12 protein-coding genes, 1 other RNA gene and 1 pseudogene are annotated in these 17900 nt (G+C 35.8%); 6 read left to right on the top strand and 8 right to left on the bottom strand.

What is annotated here, in order from left to right; all coding sequences use genetic code 11:
• Nucleotides 1-182: 182 nt before the first annotated feature.
• The 5 genes from QUS22_RS04765 to QUS22_RS04745 all read right to left on the bottom strand — a co-directional run bounded on the left by QUS22_RS04765 (nucleotide 183) and on the right by QUS22_RS04745 (nucleotide 5174).
• Nucleotides 183-620 (bottom strand): ClpXP protease specificity-enhancing factor SspB, encoded by a 438-nt coding sequence (locus QUS22_RS04765; RefSeq protein WP_289513848.1) that lies wholly within the window; start codon nucleotides 618-620, stop codon nucleotides 183-185.
• 22 nt (nucleotides 621-642) lie between these two features.
• Nucleotides 643-978: a transfer-messenger RNA gene (gene ssrA, locus QUS22_RS04760) on the bottom strand.
• Nucleotides 979-1346: 368 nt separating this feature from the next.
• Nucleotides 1347-2369, bottom strand: coding sequence for an Obg family GTPase CgtA (cgtA, locus tag QUS22_RS04755; RefSeq protein ID WP_289513847.1), 1023 nt, complete (start codon nucleotides 2367-2369; stop codon nucleotides 1347-1349).
• Complete coding sequence (gene eno, locus QUS22_RS04750; protein WP_289513846.1) at nucleotides 2366-3631, bottom strand: phosphopyruvate hydratase; 1266 nt, start codon at nucleotides 3629-3631, stop codon at nucleotides 2366-2368. Before eno ends, cgtA begins: the two co-directional genes overlap by 4 nt.
• 4 nt (nucleotides 3632-3635) lie before the next feature.
• The gene (locus QUS22_RS04745; protein ID WP_289513845.1) at nucleotides 3636-5174 is read right to left on the bottom strand and encodes a UDP-N-acetylmuramate--L-alanine ligase; all 1539 of its coding nucleotides are present in this window, start codon (nucleotides 5172-5174) and stop codon (nucleotides 3636-3638) included.
• 26 nt (nucleotides 5175-5200) lie between these two features.
• Between QUS22_RS04745 and QUS22_RS04740 the strand changes: the two genes are divergently transcribed.
• From QUS22_RS04740 to QUS22_RS04725, 3 genes are all read left to right on the top strand, one after another.
• Nucleotides 5201-5875: a septal ring lytic transglycosylase RlpA family protein gene (locus tag QUS22_RS04740; protein ID WP_353477744.1), complete on the top strand. Its 675-nt coding sequence runs from the start codon at nucleotides 5201-5203 to the stop codon at nucleotides 5873-5875.
• Nucleotides 5876-6427: 552 nt separating this feature from the next.
• A complete protein-coding gene (locus QUS22_RS04735; RefSeq protein WP_289513843.1) occupies nucleotides 6428-6670 on the top strand; it encodes an ankyrin repeat domain-containing protein in 243 nt (80 codons plus the stop codon).
• Nucleotides 6671-6685: 15 nt separating this feature from the next.
• A complete protein-coding gene (locus QUS22_RS04725; protein WP_353477746.1) occupies nucleotides 6686-7813 on the top strand; it encodes an ankyrin repeat domain-containing protein in 1128 nt (375 codons plus the stop codon).
• A gap of 27 nt (nucleotides 7814-7840) precedes the next feature.
• Here the strand turns inward: QUS22_RS04725 and ftsL are convergent, their stop codons facing one another.
• Nucleotides 7841-8146 (bottom strand): cell division protein FtsL, encoded by a 306-nt coding sequence (gene ftsL / locus QUS22_RS04720; RefSeq protein WP_289513840.1) that lies wholly within the window; start codon nucleotides 8144-8146, stop codon nucleotides 7841-7843.
• On the bottom strand, nucleotides 8143-9138 hold the full coding sequence (gene rsmH / locus QUS22_RS04715) for a 16S rRNA (cytosine(1402)-N(4))-methyltransferase RsmH (protein ID WP_289513839.1): 996 nt from the start codon (nucleotides 9136-9138) through the stop codon (nucleotides 8143-8145). Before rsmH ends, ftsL begins: the two co-directional genes overlap by 4 nt.
• 238 nt (nucleotides 9139-9376) lie before the next feature.
• Between rsmH and QUS22_RS04710 the strand changes: the two genes are divergently transcribed.
• Nucleotides 9377-10588 carry an MFS transporter gene (locus QUS22_RS04710; RefSeq protein ID WP_289513838.1) on the top strand — a complete coding sequence of 404 codons (1212 nt, stop codon included), beginning with the start codon at nucleotides 9377-9379 and terminating at the stop codon, nucleotides 10586-10588.
• Nucleotides 10589-10696: 108 nt separating this feature from the next.
• Here QUS22_RS04710 and QUS22_RS05670 read toward each other — a convergent pair.
• A pseudogene (locus tag QUS22_RS05670) lies at nucleotides 10697-10854 on the bottom strand (IS982 family transposase); the annotation flags it as partial.
• 912 nt (nucleotides 10855-11766) lie between these two features.
• On the opposite strand from QUS22_RS05670, the gene acnA reads away from it, so the two are divergent.
• Both acnA and putA read left to right on the top strand, forming a co-directional pair.
• Entirely contained in the window at nucleotides 11767-14370 is a 2604-nt protein-coding gene (gene acnA / locus QUS22_RS04705) for an aconitate hydratase AcnA (protein WP_289513837.1), read from the top strand.
• Nucleotides 14371-14502: 132 nt separating this feature from the next.
• Nucleotides 14503-17643 carry a bifunctional proline dehydrogenase/L-glutamate gamma-semialdehyde dehydrogenase PutA gene (putA, locus tag QUS22_RS04700; protein WP_289513836.1) on the top strand — a complete coding sequence of 1047 codons (3141 nt, stop codon included), beginning with the start codon at nucleotides 14503-14505 and terminating at the stop codon, nucleotides 17641-17643.
• The last annotated feature ends 257 nt before the right edge of the window (nucleotides 17644-17900 follow it).

Here is a 17900-nt window from a genome sequence, read left to right as displayed (position 1 = left end):
AAAGTGAGAAAGTATTTGGTAATTTATTACTAATAAAACAGGTCATAGGTAAAGTAAATCTCTCTATAGCCTTTTTATATAGGTTTGAGAGATCTTTTTTAGTGATGATTGTTATACAGCAATAAAGTCAAACGAGATTCTGTCAAAGCCAGAGAAAAGACTTTTAAACATCTCATAAGCAACTACTTATCACGAAGTTGGTCTATGGATATAATACTGCCATTTGGTAATTCTTCAGTACATTTTTCACTTTTATATTCTTTTTCAGAATTGATGCTGATTTTGTCAAATATTAAAACATCTCCCGAAACTTTATCACGAAACTCATTAATAGCAAAAAATGGTATAGTGACTTGCTCCCGTTTCCCATGGAAACTTAAACTGACTCTAAATTTATCCTCAAAAACTTTTAAATCATAAAATTGATACTGTAATATAATAAGCATTTGAGTAGGGTATGACCTTCTCAGGTAGTCTGGCACGATAACACCATTAATGTACGTGAAAAATAATATTTCTAAGTGCGGAGTAAAACCGTTAACTGATATGATATCTAAAACCTTTTTGATAACTTGAAACTTAGTAGAGTTAAGTGATTTCTTGTAATCTGCTTTATCCATATAACTCTTATACACGTCAACTCTTGGGGAACTTCTGTTACCCGGTGTCCCCTGAACCGTGCTTGTAGTAATGAAATTATAGTACTTAAATTAAGCAGCTAATGCTACATTACCATCGGCAGCAAAATTATCGTTTGCATTTAAATTATGAACTCTTAGCGGTGGTGTCTAACCGAGCAAAGTTACCATCTTTACTATGCATGTCGATCCTTATTCGCCCCCATGTGAATTAAAAATATGGTGGAGGCGCCGAGCACTGCCCTCGGGTCCAATACACCTATTACAAGGTAATTTTATTGCTGTAGTGTATAAAACGCACATGGCTATTATATAGTAATGTCTAATAAATGTCAAGATATTTAACCTTAAGCTGACCGATAGCTAAAACAAAATTAAAATTTCTGGATATCTACCATATAAAAAATTACTTTATTTATTTATCCAATGTTACTCTAATTACAGTAGAGATGTTTGAAAAGCTCAAAATTTATCTCCGCCTGAAGGCTTTTTTATTAAACAACCAAATTTAGTAAAAAATGTATTGCTTGCAAGGATACATACATTTCTGTCTAAGGTGTGCTCACTTTTCCTGAATCTTTTTTACATGGGGGAGGTTCTATCCCTAAATTCCGTATTCTTAACAAAGAACTACTCAAGCTGAAGTTAGGTAGGACCTATCAATAGGATTTAGTTTATAAGCACCTGCATGGCTATTGAATAGGAAATTTATGCCTTAAAAGGATCATATACATCAATTTCCTTAGGGTTGCTTTTTTTCAATTTTTCACTTAATAATCTTAGAATGGGCTGTAGGTCGCCATCAATTGATAAGCACAGTATTTCTTTATTAAGATACTTGGCTAAGTAGCTCTTTTTTTCAAGAATTTCAGCTTCCCTCAGTAAGTCACATTTGTTTAGCACTACAACTTCTTCTTTTTTAACAAGGTCATTATTGTAAAGCTTCAGCTCATTGTGTGTACAATCATAAGTTGAGATGACATTATCATGAGTTACATCAATTAAATGTAGTAAAGCTTTACACCTTTCTATGTGCTTTAAAAATTTATGCCCAAGTCCAACTCCAAGGTGAGCATCAGTGATTATTCCAGGAATATCTGCTATCACAATTTCGCTATCATCCACTTTTGCTACACCTAAATGAGGTCTTATTGTGGTGAAAGGATAATTCCCTACTTTTGTATCTACATTTGAACAGCGAGTTAAAAATTTAGATTTACCTGCATTCGGCATACCAATAATGCCAACATCAGACAAAATTTTTAGTTTTAATAATACATATTTTTCTTCGCCAGGCTGACCGCAAGTAAAATGCCTCGGCGCCCTATTAATAGAAGACTTAAAATTGGTATTCCCAAGCCCACCTTTGCCACCTTTTGCTATTTGGAATTCCATATCAGGCTTATTAAGATCTATTATTACCTCCTTACTTTTTTCATCGACTATTTGTGTACCAACCGGTACTTTAAGTATAACGTCTTTCCCTACTGTACCAGATCTATCTCTGCTTGCACCGCTTTTTCCATCACCTGCTTTAAAATGTCTTTTGTAACGGAAGTTGAGTAAAGTGTTGAGATTTGTATTGCTGACAAAAACTATGTCTCCCCCCTTACCTCCATTACCACCATTTGGGCCACCAAACTCAACGAATTTTTCTCGACGAAAACTCATGCAGCCATCACCGCCATCACCTGCTTTTAAATACAATTTAACTTCGTCTATGAAGTTCATACTAACCCACGACAATATTTAGCATTTCTTCCTAACGTGACTTCTATTCTCATCAGCTCATTATACTTCGCAAGTCTATCAGAACGCGATAGCGAGCCAGCCTTTATTTGCCCACAATTTGATGCAACCGCTATGTGGGATATTGTTGTGTCCTCTGTTTCACCTGAGCGATGAGAAATCACAGTTTTATAGCCACCTGATTTTGCTATTCCAATAGCAGCAAAAGTTTCTGTTAATGTCCCTATTTGATTCGGTTTGATCAATACAGTATTTGCCATTTTTTCCTCTATTCCCTTACGTATTAGCTGACAATTTGTAACGAACAAATCATCTCCGACTAGTTGAATTTTTTTTCCAAGTTTTGCAGTAAGTAACTTCCAGCCTTCGTAATCGTCTTCACTCATTGCATCTTCTATAGAAATTATCGGATATTTTTCTACAAGGTCACAATAGTACTCAACTAATTCCTCCGAAGTGAGCTCTCTATTTTCAAATTTGTAAATTCTATCTTCATAAAAAGTAGATGAAGCAACATCAAGACCCAGTGCAAAGTGGTTTTGCACTGAGTAACCGGCAGACTCTATAGCATGTATGATCAAGTAGAGCACTTCTGTTGTGCTTTTTATATTTGGTGCAAAACCACCTTCATCTCCTACATTTGTACTATAACCCTTTTTCTTAAGAATATTGCGCAAGTTATGGAACACCTCTGTAGACATCCTGACTGCTTCACTAAAAGTTTCAGCTCCAATAGGAATAATCATAAATTCTTGAAAATCGAGTTTATTGTCTGCATGTGCTCCACCATTAATTATGTTAATCATTGGAAACGGCATAACACTCGCCTGTTCGCCTCCCAAATACCTATACAATGGCATTTTGAAACTGCTTGCTGCCGCTTTTGCAGCTGCAAGAGACACACCTAAAATTGCATTTGCTCCGAGCTTAGATTTGTTTTTTGTTCCATCCAACTCAATTAAAGCTTTATCAATTGCACTCTGGTCTGTTGCATCCATGCCAATAATTTCATCTGCTATCATCTCATTTACAGCTTGAACGGCTTTCAGCACTCCTTTACCACAATACCTTTTTTTGTCTTGATCCCTCAATTCTAAAGCTTCTAGTTTACCTGTTGAAGCTCCAGAAGGCACAGAGGCTCTACTTACTGCTCCATCACAGAGTTCAATTTCTACCTCAATGGTAGGGTAACCCCTGCTATCTAAAATTTCTCTCGCAAACACATTGTTAATTACCTTTTTCATCACATTAAACTTCTACTTCTGGCATAAGTGCTGCGGTTTCTTTTGCCAATTTAGCTATATTATTACCAGCACCAATAAATAGTACTACATCGCCTAAATTTGTTGAATCACTGATAAAGTGTGAAATGAGCAAAGCATCGTTCATAATCTTTACGTTATTAAATCCATTACTGATTAAAGCTTCTTGTATATTGTCAATCCCACAGCCTGGAATAGGCTTATCTTCTGGAGGATGAACAGTGGTAAGGATTACATGGTCAAACATCATAAAAACTTGTATGAATGCATCAAAAAAATTACGAATACGAGCAAAACGAAGTGGCTCGATAATTCCTACTACCTTTCCTTTAGTGATCAAGCGTGTTGCTGCCAGGGTTGCATGTATTTCGGTTGGATGATGAGCATAGTCTTCAATGAACTTAACACCTTTAATATTGGCAATTAAAGAAAATCTTCTTGCTACTCCTTTAAACTCTAAAAGGCCTTTCTTAATATCCGCACTGCTGATACCAAATTTTATTGCAACCGATATTGCAGCTAGGGCATTGCTAACTTTGTGAATACCTACTGCGTTTGATAGTACCACATTTTTTATTTTGTGGTTATTATCAATCAACACGTCAAATTTCATGCTGTTATTGTGTTGTTTGATGTTGCTGGCTCTTATGTTGCCATTCTCAAGCCCAAACGTTATGGAATTGCTTGCATCGCAACTAATAACCATAGAATCAGGTAAAATTGTAAAATCTGCGTTGTTTGCAAATTGAGAAAATGCATTTTTGATATCATCAAATGTACCGTAATGATCTATATGGTCGCTGTTAACGCTCGTTATAACAGCAATATTCGCAGGGATTTTTAGCATAGTTCCATCAGACTCATCAGCTTCTATTAAAAAAATGTTACTCTTGCCAAGTTTTGAATTACTCTTGTAGGAGTTTAATATCCCCCCCACAATTACAGTTGCATCAATTCCCATGTTGGTGTCATTCCAGCGCGTGACGCTGGAATCTAAATCTTTTTTCTTGATACCAGTGTCAGCTACTTGAATGACAGGAGAGTATGTTGAAATAACAGAAAGGGGTCCATTAGAATGATCAAAAATGGAAGCAATCATAGCCGTTGTTGTCGTCTTTCCACTTGACCCTGAAACTGCTACCACATATTTGTCTTTCGTAATTTCAGCAAGCATGTCTGATCTATGCAAAACGGTTTTATTGTTATTTCTTGCCGCAAATAACTCTACATTATCAGATTTTATTGCAGAAGAATGTACAACCACTTGAGCTTGCTTAACATTATCGGCATTATGACCAATATAGACCTTTATACCTAGTTTTTGTAACCTATCTAAATTGTCGTTTAATCGCATATCACTGCCTTGGACTTCATAATTGAAATTATGAAGAATTTCAGCAATTGCGCTCATTCCAATTCCACCTATACCAATTATATGTATTATTTCTTTCTGAGAACTGTTCATATTTGGCAGTAAACGTTTACTTATTACCAAATTTATTATAGTATAACTTACAATCCTCATGGTATCGAACCCTTTCACTAAATACAATGATAAAAAATCTAGCCCTTCTATGCCTAATGTTTGTTTTGATAAGTAGTTGCGGTTTTCGCAGTAGGTGTAATGATACTGCAGGTCATTACAAAATTGGTAATAGCTACACAGTCAATGGTATAACTTATCATCCAAAACATTGTAATCATCACGAAGAAGTAGGAATAGCTTCTTGGTATGGAATAGAAGATCATGGCACACTTACAGCAAATGGTGAAGTGTTTAACCGTCACTTAATTTCTGCGGCACATAAGACTTTGCCTCTGCCTTGCTTTGTTCTTGTCACTAACTTAGAAAATGGAAGGAAACTTGTTATAAGGATTAACGATAGAGGGCCATTTGTTGAAGGTAGGATAATAGATCTATCAGAAAAGGCAGCGAAAGTTTTAGGACTTCATAAATCTGGGCTTGCAAAGGTAAAGGTTCAGTATTTAAGGAAAATGTCGGAACGGTTAATACAAAAAACTCCTCATTATAGAAAGCAGTATGAAAAAGAAGTGCAAAAACGTCACCCAAAACAAGACAGTGCAGAAAGTAAGGGATATGTCGCATTTTTTGTAAACGCTCAGGCTGCTAAATCAGCCGCATCAAAGCTTCGTAATCAAGGAATAAAAAACGTTAGAGTGCTTTTTAAGAACGATCGATATTGCGTGAAAGTGAGTTATAAGTAAAAACACTGGTTCCTGTCCAAGCAAATTATAATAGACTTCTTGCATAAGCTAGAAAAAAGGTAATTATTTAAAATATTAGCGTTTTTTGTGTGTCTTAAATTGCTTTAGCTGTAAATGCTAAGAAATTTACTAAGCGAAAAAAAGGCAAAAGAAATCACGTGATAGCTGGTTTTCACTCTCTAATCCTTCAATTTGACGTTCTATACTGTCTTAAACGCTTTATAAGCGCGTTTCAGCTTATATAGGGGAAAAATCTCTGGAGCCCTAGGTAAGGTTTATAAAGATATAAGGTGCACATAGTGCAAAAAATTAAACACAATACACCAACTACGCTGTACTTTCATCGTTTAATCTGCACAAATTGAAAATAAATTAATAGCTTTAGTTTCATGATAAGGAAGTTGCCGAGGCTTGTTAAGCAACTTTTTCGTTTCTGGATAACCCTAATGCTCTGTCAAAAGTTTGTTATATGGGTATACAAGAAGTCTAATATACTTCTCGCAGATTCACTCAAACTTAATTAATTAAGAATATTATTGATGCGAGAGGGGTTTGATTAGAAATTCAAACGGTATGGCGCATGAGGAAGATATAAACCAATTAGTAGAGAGTGGATTTGATATTAACTCAAAAGATGTAAATGGAATTACTCTTTTGCATAAATTTACAAAAGAAGGTGATGTAGCTAAAGTAAAATCATTGTTAGAGCATGAAGCTGATTTTAGTGCCATAGACAACGAAAGTAGAAATCCACTGCATTATGCTGTTATGCATGGGCACAAGAAAATTGCTTAACTTCTTGTTAATCAACTGACAATTAATTCTAAGGATAAAAATGGATTTACTTCACTGCACCTTGCTGCACTACTAGATGATAAGGAGTTAATAGATTTTCTGATAGTAAGAGGCGCAAAAGTTAATGCAAAAGATGCCCAAGTAGGCTATACCCCTCTTCACGTAGCTTCACTATATGGCTCCAAAAGAAGTGTTCAAGCTTTAATTGATGGCGGAGCAAATCTTGAATGTAAAGACAATAATTTTCACACCCCTTTGCTTTTAACCATTTATCAATGTAATGCACATTACGAAAGTAGGGCAGAAATTATAGAGTACCTGATAAAGAAAGGGGCAAACATAGAAGCAAAAAACGTAGAAAATAATACTACGCTTTTCCTAGCAGCGTATAACAACAAAATGCAAATAGTGAAACTTATTGTAAATAAATGGCAAGCAAAGGCCAACTTTAAAGAATTTATTTGTACAAAAAACAACCATGGTTTTGATTCATTGGACTGTGCTCTTGAACATAACAATAAGAAAATGGTAGCATTTCTTGTTTCAAAAGGAATAGAAGCAAACGATCAAGATTTCAATGGTAATGCCCGGTTACATAAAGCCAGCTATAATGATAACACTAAAGCAGTCGAGCTCTTATTGAAGTTTAAGGTAGATGTTAATGCTGTCACTAAATGTAACAGAACTCCTCTGCATTTAGCAGCTAAAAGAGGCCATACAAAAATTGTGAGAATGTTACTGGCAGTTAAAGCTAGTATGAATATCTGTGAGCAACCAAGTTTTACACCTCTGCACCTTGCTGTTCAAAAGGATCATTTTGATATAGCTCAGCTCCTAATAGAAAAAGGAGCAGACCTTAGTATTAAGTGCAAAGACGGTTATACTGCAATAGACACGTTTATCAGCAAAGTTAATAGCAAAAAAGACATCAAAGAAAACTATAGAAAGTTTTGCAGATTCTTGCTACTTCACCTGAAAGAACTACACGGGAAGCATAAAACCTTTTGTATACTTTTAACCCTAGCTTTAAGTGCAACAATTTTAGGATTACCATTTATTTTCAAGCCTATAGTCAAATATAGAGAAAGAAGTAAAACATACAGAAAAACTAAAGCTATGCTGAAAAACTTACTCTATATTTAAGTTTAGTCTTGTAAAGTACATTAGTCATCAATCCGGGTTTTTGAGTTGTGCTAACACACTGCGGCCATTTAGAGAGTCAAGATCTTTAAACTGGCTGGCTAGTATTAAAGAGTTGTTTTTTAGGTATTCCTCCATAAGCTTTGCAAGCCTTTTTGGATTACTCAAATAACTCCACTCTGCTTGTAAAACTTTTATGTCACTCTGCACTAACTTAATTTCACGTTTTATTCTTATTAGCTCTCTATTTAGTGACTGAACGTGCGATTTTACCCTGAATAGGACTACAATGCTAAGAAAGAACGAAGTTATCAAAATGATACAAAAAACTTTCATGATAACCTCTGTATAGCTCTTAGCTTTGCTGAACGTGAACGTGGATTTGCATTTACTTCTTCTGCACTTGCTTTGATCACTTTTTTATTTAAAAGAGAAAATCTCTTAAAGTCAGCAGATTTCGGCTCACATAAATCTTTAAAAAAAGTTTTGACTATACGGTCTTCTAAAGAATGAAAAGTGATGACAATTAGTTTGCCATTTTTATTTAGCATTTCAGATGCAGCTTTAATGCCCTTTTTAAGTTCTTCCAGCTCATCATTTACCCATATTCTAATTGCCTGAAATGTCCTAGTCGCAGTATCAATCTTGCTTTTTCTACGGGATACCACGGAACGCACAATGTCTGCAAGTTCAAGTGTAGTTTTGATAGTTTTTTTCTTTCGTACGTTTACTATCGCTCTGGCAATTTTGCGAGAATGACGCTCGCCTCCGTAGTTATATATAGCATTTGCAATTTCTTCTTCACGCAAAGCGTTAACAAATGTTGAAGCGCTTATATGGGAAGAGTTATCCATGCGCATATCAAGCGGACCATCATGTAAAAATGAGAATCCTCTCTCTCCGCTATCAAGCTGCATAGATGAAACTCCAATGTCGAATATAACTCCATCTACAACATTAATAGATCCATCTGGTGTCATTCCAGGGCGTGACCGCACATTTTTTTTCTGGACTCCAGCTAGGATGACAGGAGAAAATTTTGAGATAATAGAGGGTTCTAGCTCAAAGCTATTATTATTTAATATATTTTTTATGTTGCTAAATTTTTCAATAAATAGCTCTATTCTGCCTGGATGCTTGATGTTTAAGTTATCATAAAATTTAACAACCGTTTCATCTCTATCAATTGCATACACCTTGCAATCAGCTGACTCCAATATTGCTTTACTGTATCCCCCGGCTCCAAAAGTAGCATCCACATATATACCATTATTTTGTGGTGATAGTTGTGATAGCATCTCTTTTAATAAAACTGGTATATGTGTCATAGCATTCTATCGCAAGACCTTGTTTATGCAGATAAAAATAGCTTTCTCATTGAAGCATGGTATTTTATGAGAATATATGGGTGATGGTATGAAAATACTGAATATAGTCAAGGATATAAAAATATTGAGATTTAATGAAATGTCATTATTAATATAATATTCACACAACGCTCACATTTTCTTATCACATCTGAAAAAGCAAGGTATTATGCTATAATATCAAACAAACTGTAAGATTATGCAACAAATAACAAAAGTAGTACTCTCGAGTTTAATTTGTAATACTTTATTGTGGTATGACCATATGCTTTTTGGCCACCTGATAAGCATAATCGGCAGTGTTTTTTTCCCATCAGATGATCAATTGATTAGTGTACTGAAGGCTTTTGGAGTGTTTGCAGCGGGCTTCTTAATGAGACCAATCGGCGCTGCGATATTTGGCCATATTGGTGATAAATATGGAAGAAAGGTTGCTTTATTGCTCTCTATTACATTGATGACTCTATCGACTGTATTAATTGCCTTCGTTCCTGGGTATCAAAATGTTGGAATACTAGCATCAATGTTGGTGGTATGTTTAAGGTTATTGCAAGGGATATCTCTTGGAGGAGAAGCAGGAAATGCACCTTTTTTAATAGAGCATGCCACTAAAAACAAGAAAGGATTCTTCGGCAGCATTGAAGTATTAAGTGCAATTCTTGGTTCAATCTTAAGTCTTACAGTGGTACTCATATGCAAGAAAGTATCTAATTTTGAGTCTTGGGGGTGGAGGCTACCTTTCGTTGTCAGTTTAGGAATGGGATTAATCAGCATATATACAAGATATATACTTAATGAGAGTCCGGAGTATAAGAAGCAGAAAAATCCACCTAAGTTACCATTAAAAGAGTTATTAAATAGCTATAAAAAACCTTTTCTGATATCAGTAGGGGTTGACATAGTTGAAAATTCATCTCTTTATATATACTTAGTATTTTTCAATGTGCTTACGTCATCAATAAATGCTCATTTTAGCTATATAGTGGAAATACTGAGTCAAATTGCACTCGGAGGATTGACCATATTATTTGCAATACTTTCTGATAAGATAGGGAGAAAAAAAGTCATGAAATTTGCATTTATGGCTTTTATAGTAGTAAGTTATCCAGTTTTTTCACTAATACTAAGTGGTGATAACTTGCTAACCATAATGGCACACGTTCTCTTTATAATTCCAATAGCCGCATCGCTTGGTCCTGTCAGTGCGCTTATGTGCGGATTATTTCCAACAAAGGTGCGGTACAGCGGATTTAGTTTATCAAGAAATATAGCTGCTGGATTTTTTGGTGGCCTTGCACCATTTATATGCACAACAGTAATCAAGTTTACAGGACAAGAAACTTCAGCAAGCTTTTACATGATTTTCTGCGCATTAATTGGGCTAGTTGCAATATCGAAAATTGAGGATTAGCTTTCTTTAAGATTACCCAAAGCTACAAGCATTTATGAAGTGTATGAATGTTTGTTTTTGAAAGGAATTAGCCCAGCCTTATGATTTAAAGTTTTCACATCTAGGTTACTGATATAGTGGAATTATTGTTGTAATTTCAGAATACGTTATCTGGTACTCTATATAGGTTTTTTGCCTTTTAGTAGTAATCTGCTTGCAAAGTTTTCATCTATTATTTTACAGTAATCATCTATAAAACAAAACAATTCTGTTTTGTTCTTACTTATTGGGTAACCTCCTATTTTTTGCTTAAATACTGGAGTTTACCCTTTTTTCCTCCTATCTTAATATTTTTCTAATCCATAGTTAGCGTTATGAAGAGTTTCAAGACATAAATTTAGCAATGAGTAGAGAAAAGCTCCTAAAAGCTGGTGGAGAAAATGGAAAATAAACTTAATTGAAGAAATAGATCAAGGATGGAAAGATTTATGTGATGAAATCGTATGATTAATGCTGGACTCCAGTGTCAGCTACTTGCATGACATCATAGGAGCATTGGAGTGACACCTTGTTTTGGACTCTTAAACTGCAACTAATCTAAACATTAAGAAACTTACTAAGTGAAAAAAGGCAGAGAACCCACGAGTAGCGAGTTTTGACCCTTTAATACTTTAAATTGGCACTGTAATAATGTGCTGACGCTTAGTTTAAGCACTATCTGGCTGAATGTAGAAAGAATTTAAAAGACATGCAGCCCTAATAACTTGATACAATCACTAAAAAATACTTTGAGTTTTTCACTGAATTTTGTCATTGAGCCTGCAGATCAAAAACAAACCTTAGAGTTATAAAAACTCTCATTACTGTAGTGATGAGACTGTCGAAACTTGTCAAGTAGTTTTTGCATTCAATTTTTAGTCCCGTTTCTATGCCAGCCAATTACCGCAAAGGTATTATTTTCCTTTACCAAGCTTGACATGAAATGGTATTTGTCTTAGGCAGGATTACCTCAGTTTATTATTGACAATCAGGATGTTTATCCTAAAATTTTTGCAGCAGATGTAGCTATCAAGCACCAACTGCCGGTAACATTGGTGATTTGCATGCTCTATAGCAACACAGGAAATTAGTACGGTTATGCAGTAATATCGGGATGGTAATATTGTGGTCCTCCTCGACTTAAATAACGATTATATAAGATGAGCAATTCTTTAAATTCAAAAGCAACTTTAAACATTGATGGAAAATCATGCAGCTACTTTAGCCTAAGCAGTGCTGGTAAATCTTTAGGAGTGGATCTAACTAAATTGCCCTGTTCACTAAAAGTTTTACTTGAAAATTTGTTACGCAACGAAGACGGAATTAATGTAAAGCTGGATGATATAAAAATGCTAGCAAGTTGCGTTAGTAAATATGCTAATCACGAAATTAGCTACAAACCAGCAAGGGTATTGATGCAGGATTTTACAGGAGTTCCTGCGATTGTCGATTTAGCATCAATGCGCAGTTATATGAGGAAAAGTGGAAGTGATCCAAGTAAAATAAATCCGTCCGTCCCTGTTGATCTTGTGATCGACCACTCTGTTCAAGTGGATAGTTATGGAAACGCTTCTGCATTCGGTAAAAATGTTGAACTAGAAGTAAAAAGAAATTTAGAGAGATATCAATTCTTAAAGTGGGGAGAATCATCCTTCACAAATTTTAGAGTAGTGCCGCCAGGTACTGGAATTTGTCACCAAGTAAATCTTGAATATTTAGCACAAGTTGTATGTAACGAGGATGGGGTTGTATATCCAGATACCTTAGTTGGCACGGATAGCCACACTACAATGGTTAACGGCTTATCAGTTCTTGGTTGGGGCGTTGGAGGAATAGAAGCTGAATCCGTAATGCTTGGTCAACCTATTAGTATGGTGATTCCAGAGGTAGTAGGGTTTAAATTAACTGGAAGGCTTCTAGGAGAAGTGACTGCAACTGATCTAGTACTAACAATTACAAATGTCTTAAGAACAAAAGGTGTTGTTGGTAAATTTGTAGAATTTTTCGGTGATGGTTTAGATTATCTATCTGTGGCAGATAGAGCAACCATAGCCAACATGGCTCCGGAGTATGGTGCAACCTGTGGATTTTTTCCAATTGATCAGAAAACACTAGCTTATTTAAGCTTAACTGGGAGGCCAGAAGAGCTGATTAAGTTGGTCGAAGTCTATGCAAAAGAACAAGGACTGTGGCGTAGCAGCAATGAGTTAGCGTTTTTCGATATACTGGAGCTTGATTTATCAAACGTGAAGCCGGTGATGGCTGGTCCCAAAAGACCACAGGATAAGGTTTTTCTTCCACAAGTGTCAGAGTCTTTTTCTACATCGTTTCCAATTAATGAGTCAAAGGAAAGTGATAAACTTCGAGATGGAAGTGTGGTTATTGCTGCAATAACCAGCTGCACCAATACCTCAAACCCAAGCGTGATGATTGCTGCTGGTCTTGTAGCTCGTAATGCAGTCAAACTTGGAATAGGATCAAAACCCTGGGTTAAAACCTCTCTTGCCCCAGGATCACAAGTTGTAACGGAGTATTTAGAAAAATCAGGATTACAAAAAGACCTAGATGCTTTAGGTTTTAACTTAGTTGGGTATGGCTGTACAACATGCATTGGAAATTCCGGTCCACTTGATAAAGATATTGAGAATGATATAAAAAGTAAAAACTTAACCGTCGCTGCGGTTTTATCTGGTAATCGTAATTTTGAAGGAAGAATTCATCCTTTAGCCAAAGCTAACTACTTGGCATCTCCGCCGCTTGTTGTTGTGTATGCACTTGCAGGTACTGTACAAATTGATCTGACAAAAGACCCTATATGTAAAGATAAGAATGGGAATAACGTTTATCTTAAAGATATATGGCCAACGAATAGTGAAATTGGAGATTGCATTCAAAGTGTAGTAACACGTGAGATGTTCATACAAAAGTATGAAAATGTTTTCTCTGGTGATAAACATTGGCAAAAGATAAAGTTCGAGAAAAGTGAAATTTATAATTGGGATACTAAAAGCTCTTACATACAAAATCCTCATTACTTTGATAGTCTATCAACGAAGAATGATAAATATAGAGTGGTCGACATAAAGGATGCACGAATATTAGCAATATTTGGTGATAGCGTGACCACTGACCACATTTCCCCTGCTGGAAATATTGCCTCAAATAGTCCTGCAGGTATATATTTAAAAAATCTTGGAATTGAACCACAGGACTTTAATTCATATGGATCTCGTCGTGGTAACCACAACGTGATGATGCGTGGGACCTTTGCTAATATCAGAATAAGAAATGAAATGGTGAGCATTGAGGGTAGCTATACAAAATATATTCCTTCTCAAGAGACTATGTCAATTTTTGATGCAGCAATGCGCTATAAAGAAGAAGCTGTTCCATTAGTTGTTGTTGCAGGAAAAGAATATGGCACAGGTTCAAGCAGAGATTGGGCAGCAAAGGGTACAGCGTTACTAGGAATTAAAGCTGTAATTGCAGAAAGCTTTGAACGCATACATAGGTCCAACTTAGTCGGTATGGGTGTCCTTCCGCTTGTATTTCAGAGTGGAGTAACCAGAAAGATATTTGATGGTAACGAAACAATAAGCATAAAAGGTGAAATAGTGCCAAATGGAAATCTAGAATGTATCATCAAAAAGAAGGATGATTCAGGGCAATCGATTCAGCTCAAGTGTTGTGTACTAACTGCAACTGAGATGAAATACTTTATGAGTGGTGGAGTGTTGAGCTACATACTCGCACAGTCTTCTTGACTTAGTAAAGTTATTACAGTAAGCACTAGTTTTTTTAGTCTATTCTGGTCCTTGATGTAAATAATAATACATTCTACGCGAAGTTATGATATAATTTCACCTTATATAGTAATGGGTATTTTGTGGATAATCATGATCAGCTCTATACAAGAACCTAACGAATTGAGAAAACGTTTACAAGGCTTTTATCGTACTGATGAAAAAAGTTATGTGCGTTATCTTGTAGAAAAAATAGAACTCTCGGCTGATTCGAAAAATAGAATTTATAATATTGCAAAACAAGTTGCTGAAAAAATCAAAGGTAATAAATTAGATATCATAGATTCTTTTATGCAGCAATACTCTCTTTCCAATGACGAAGGAATAGCGCTAATGTGTCTTGCTGAATCACTACTTAGAATACCAGATGACTATACAATAGATGAACTAATCAAAGACAAAATTGTTAATCAAGAATGGAATAAACACTTAGGACGTTCATCTTCATTGTTTGTTAATGCTTCTACGTGGAGTTTAGTAATAGGAAGCAGTATATTGGGAAAGAATGGAGAAGATCCAAAACTCTATCACGCAATTTCTAGATTACTTAAAAATTTAGGAGAGCCAATAATCCGCAAAGCAGTGAAGCAAGCAATGCTAGCACTTGGTCAGCACTTTATTGTTGGAGAAACCATGGAAAAAGCATTAAAAAGTATACAGTCAGATGACTATAGCAAATATTTATATTCTTTTGATATGCCCGGTAAAGTTGTGCATACAGCTGATGATGCAGAAGAATATTTCAATTCATATATGTACTCAATAAAAGCCATAGGTGAATCCACTGATATAGACGATTGCTTTAAGTCTCATGGAATTTCAATTAGATTATCTTCATTGCATCCCCGTTATGAGTTTAGCAAATTTGGTAATATAGCTGATGGGCTGAAAGCTAAGGTATTGGAGCTCTGTCGTGAAGCAAAAAAGTATAACATTTCATTATGTATAAGTGCAGAAGAATCTGAAAGGCTTGAGATGTCATTAGTGTTATTCGAGCAATTGCGTCTCGATGAGTCACTTTCTGAGTGGGAAGGACTTGGCTTGGCTGTGCAAGCGTATCAGAAACGTGCTTTGTCTGTTCTCGATTTTGTCGAAGATGTTGCTATTCGTTCAAAGCATAAAATCATGGCGAGACTTGTGAAAGGAGCATATTGGGACTCAGAAATCAAGCGCGCACAAGAATTAGGGTTAAGTGGGTACCCAGTGTTTACGAGAAAAAGCTACACAGATGTATGCTACCTTGCCTGCGCACAGAAACTTTTAAGTAAATCAAGTCATTTTTATCCATGTTTTGGCACTCATAATGCCTACACTTTTGCTACTATAATAGAGCTTGCTGACAAAAATCATCCTGGGTTTGAGTTTCAGCGCTTATACGGAATGGGTAAGGGCTTATATGATTATGCAATGTCAGAACTTGCAACAAATATCAATTGCCGTATATGTACACCAGTTGGTAAACATAGTGATTTATTACCGTACCTTATTAGGTGCCTTCTAGAAAATGGGGCTAATAGTTCGTTTATCAATCAAATAAATGATCCTAATGTTAAAATTGAGGAGCTAATTTCAGATCCGTTAGAAAAAGCCAAAAGCTTAGAGTATGAGCCTCATCCAAGCATTTCACTACCACAAGATATTTTTGGAGAGGGAAGGAAAAACTCTTTAGGAATGGATATTAGCGATTCAGTTACAATTTCACGATTTGCAAATTATATTAAAGAGCTTGATGAAAAGAAATGGCAGGTTGGACCAATAATTAATGGAGAGTTACTGTTTGATAGTGCTGAATTTACTGAAGTGGTTAATCCAGCACATTTGAAAAATGTAATAGGAGAAGTGTCGAATACAACAAGTGATCAAGCTTTAAGTGCTCTTGAAATAGCACATAGTGCTTTTATTGAATGGCAGAATGTTTTAGCAGAAGAGCGTGCTAAACACCTTGAAAGAGCTGCAGATTTGCTTGAGGAAAGAATGAAAGATGTGATTTACATCCTGATCGTAGAAGCAGGAAAAATTTTACCCGATGCAATAGCAGAGGTAAGAGAGGCAGTCGACTTTTTGCGTTATTATGCAATGATAGCAAAAAATGAACTGAATAACTGGAAAAAATTACTAGGCCCAACAGGTGAAGATAACTTCATTTTTTTTGAAGGCAGAGGAGTTTTTTTGTGCATATCACCGTGGAATTTTCCACTCGCTACCTTTATTGGACAGGTTTCAGCTGCGCTTGCAGCAGGTAATACAGTGCTGGCAAGCTCAGCAGAGCAAACGCCAATTATTGCCTATGAAGCTGTTAAGATACTACATGAAGCTGGAATACCAAAGAATGTGCTGCACTTTATTCCAGGGGATGGTCAATATTTAGGTAAAACATTAGTGCTAGATAATAGAATCTCTGGTGTAGCTTTTACTGGTTCGATACAAACCGCTCAAATGATTAACAAAATGCTTGCTAGTAGGGATGGCCCCATTGTACCACTTATCGCTGAAACTGGCGGATTAAATGCCATGGTTATTGACAGTTCTGCTCTCTTAGAGCAAGTGACTACAGACGTTTTACTTTCTGCATTTCGGAGTAGTGGTCAACGTTGTTCTGCGCTTAGAGTGCTATTTATTCAAGAAGATATAGCAGAAAGACAGATAAAAATGATATGTGATGCGGCTCAAGAATTAAAGATTGGTGATCCAATACAACTTAGCACTGATATTGGTCCAATAATTGACAAAGCATCTATTGATATGCTGACTAAATACACAGAGAAAAAGTCGAGGGATAAAGATTCAAGCCTTTTATCTAAAGTATCCATAGATGCAAATTCTCATAGTGGTTATTTCTTTCCTCCATACATTTATGAGATACAAAAAATTTCGCAACTAAAGCAAGAAGTGTTCGGCCCTATTTTACATATCATTCGCTTTAATAAGTCACAGTTAAGTGAAGTTATAAGTGATATAAACAATACAGGATATGGGCTTACGTTTTCTTTGCAAAGCCGTATACAAAGTCGGATTGATTTAATAAGTAAGAAGATATCGGTTGGAAATGTGTACATCAATCGCAATCAGATAGGCGCAGTAGTTGGCGTACAACCATTTGGCGGTAGAGGATTATCTGGCACTGGGCCGAAAATTGGGGGGCCTCATTATTTACAGCGTTTTTCTACAGAAAAGGTTGTAAGTGTCAATACTACAGCATTTGGCGGCAATACTAAGCTTATGTGTTTGGATTGATTTGAATTTTTCTTTTGAAAATAGACTTCTTGTATAGTTTTTGATAGTGTGTTAGGACCGTCAGAAATGAAGAAATTCCTTGACAAATCTTGCCAGTCCTTAAAGGTATTATTTAACTTCCCAGTCTGTGCAGATTAAAAAGACAAGAAAACTTGTGTTTGGCGTACTATTGTTTAATTTTTTGTACTATGTGCGTCGTATGTCTTTATGAAATTTCTAGGTTTTGTCTTATATAAGTTGAAATGCGCTTATAAAGC

This window comes from Wolbachia pipientis, from assembly GCF_030373985.1.
GTDB classification, from domain to species: domain Bacteria; phylum Pseudomonadota; class Alphaproteobacteria; order Rickettsiales; family Anaplasmataceae; genus Wolbachia; species Wolbachia pipientis_D.
This window is presented reverse-complemented; position numbering and strand designations above follow the sequence as displayed.

Bases quoted from the DNA above. Each gene is read 5' to 3' on its own strand.
- QUS22_RS04710 (WP_289513838.1), top strand. From the start codon at position 9,377: ATGCAACAAATAACAAAAGTAGTACTCTCGAGTTTAATTTGTAATACT.
- acnA (WP_289513837.1), top strand. From the start codon at position 11,767: ATGAGCAATTCTTTAAATTCAAAAGCAACTTTAAACATTGATGGAAAA.
- ftsL (WP_289513840.1), bottom strand. From the start codon at position 8,146: ATGAAAGTTTTTTGTATCATTTTGATAACTTCGTTCTTTCTTAGCATT.
- QUS22_RS04745 (WP_289513845.1), bottom strand. From the start codon at position 5,174: ATGAGGATTGTAAGTTATACTATAATAAATTTGGTAATAAGTAAACGT.
- putA (WP_289513836.1), top strand. From the start codon at position 14,503: ATGATCAGCTCTATACAAGAACCTAACGAATTGAGAAAACGTTTACAA.
- eno (WP_289513846.1), bottom strand. From the start codon at position 3,631: ATGAAAAAGGTAATTAACAATGTGTTTGCGAGAGAAATTTTAGATAGC.
- cgtA (WP_289513847.1), bottom strand. From the start codon at position 2,369: ATGAACTTCATAGACGAAGTTAAATTGTATTTAAAAGCAGGTGATGGC.
- QUS22_RS04765 (WP_289513848.1), bottom strand. From the start codon at position 620: ATGGATAAAGCAGATTACAAGAAATCACTTAACTCTACTAAGTTTCAA.
- QUS22_RS04740 (WP_353477744.1), top strand. From the start codon at position 5,201: ATGATAAAAAATCTAGCCCTTCTATGCCTAATGTTTGTTTTGATAAGT.
- rsmH (WP_289513839.1), bottom strand. From the start codon at position 9,138: ATGACACATATACCAGTTTTATTAAAAGAGATGCTATCACAACTATCA.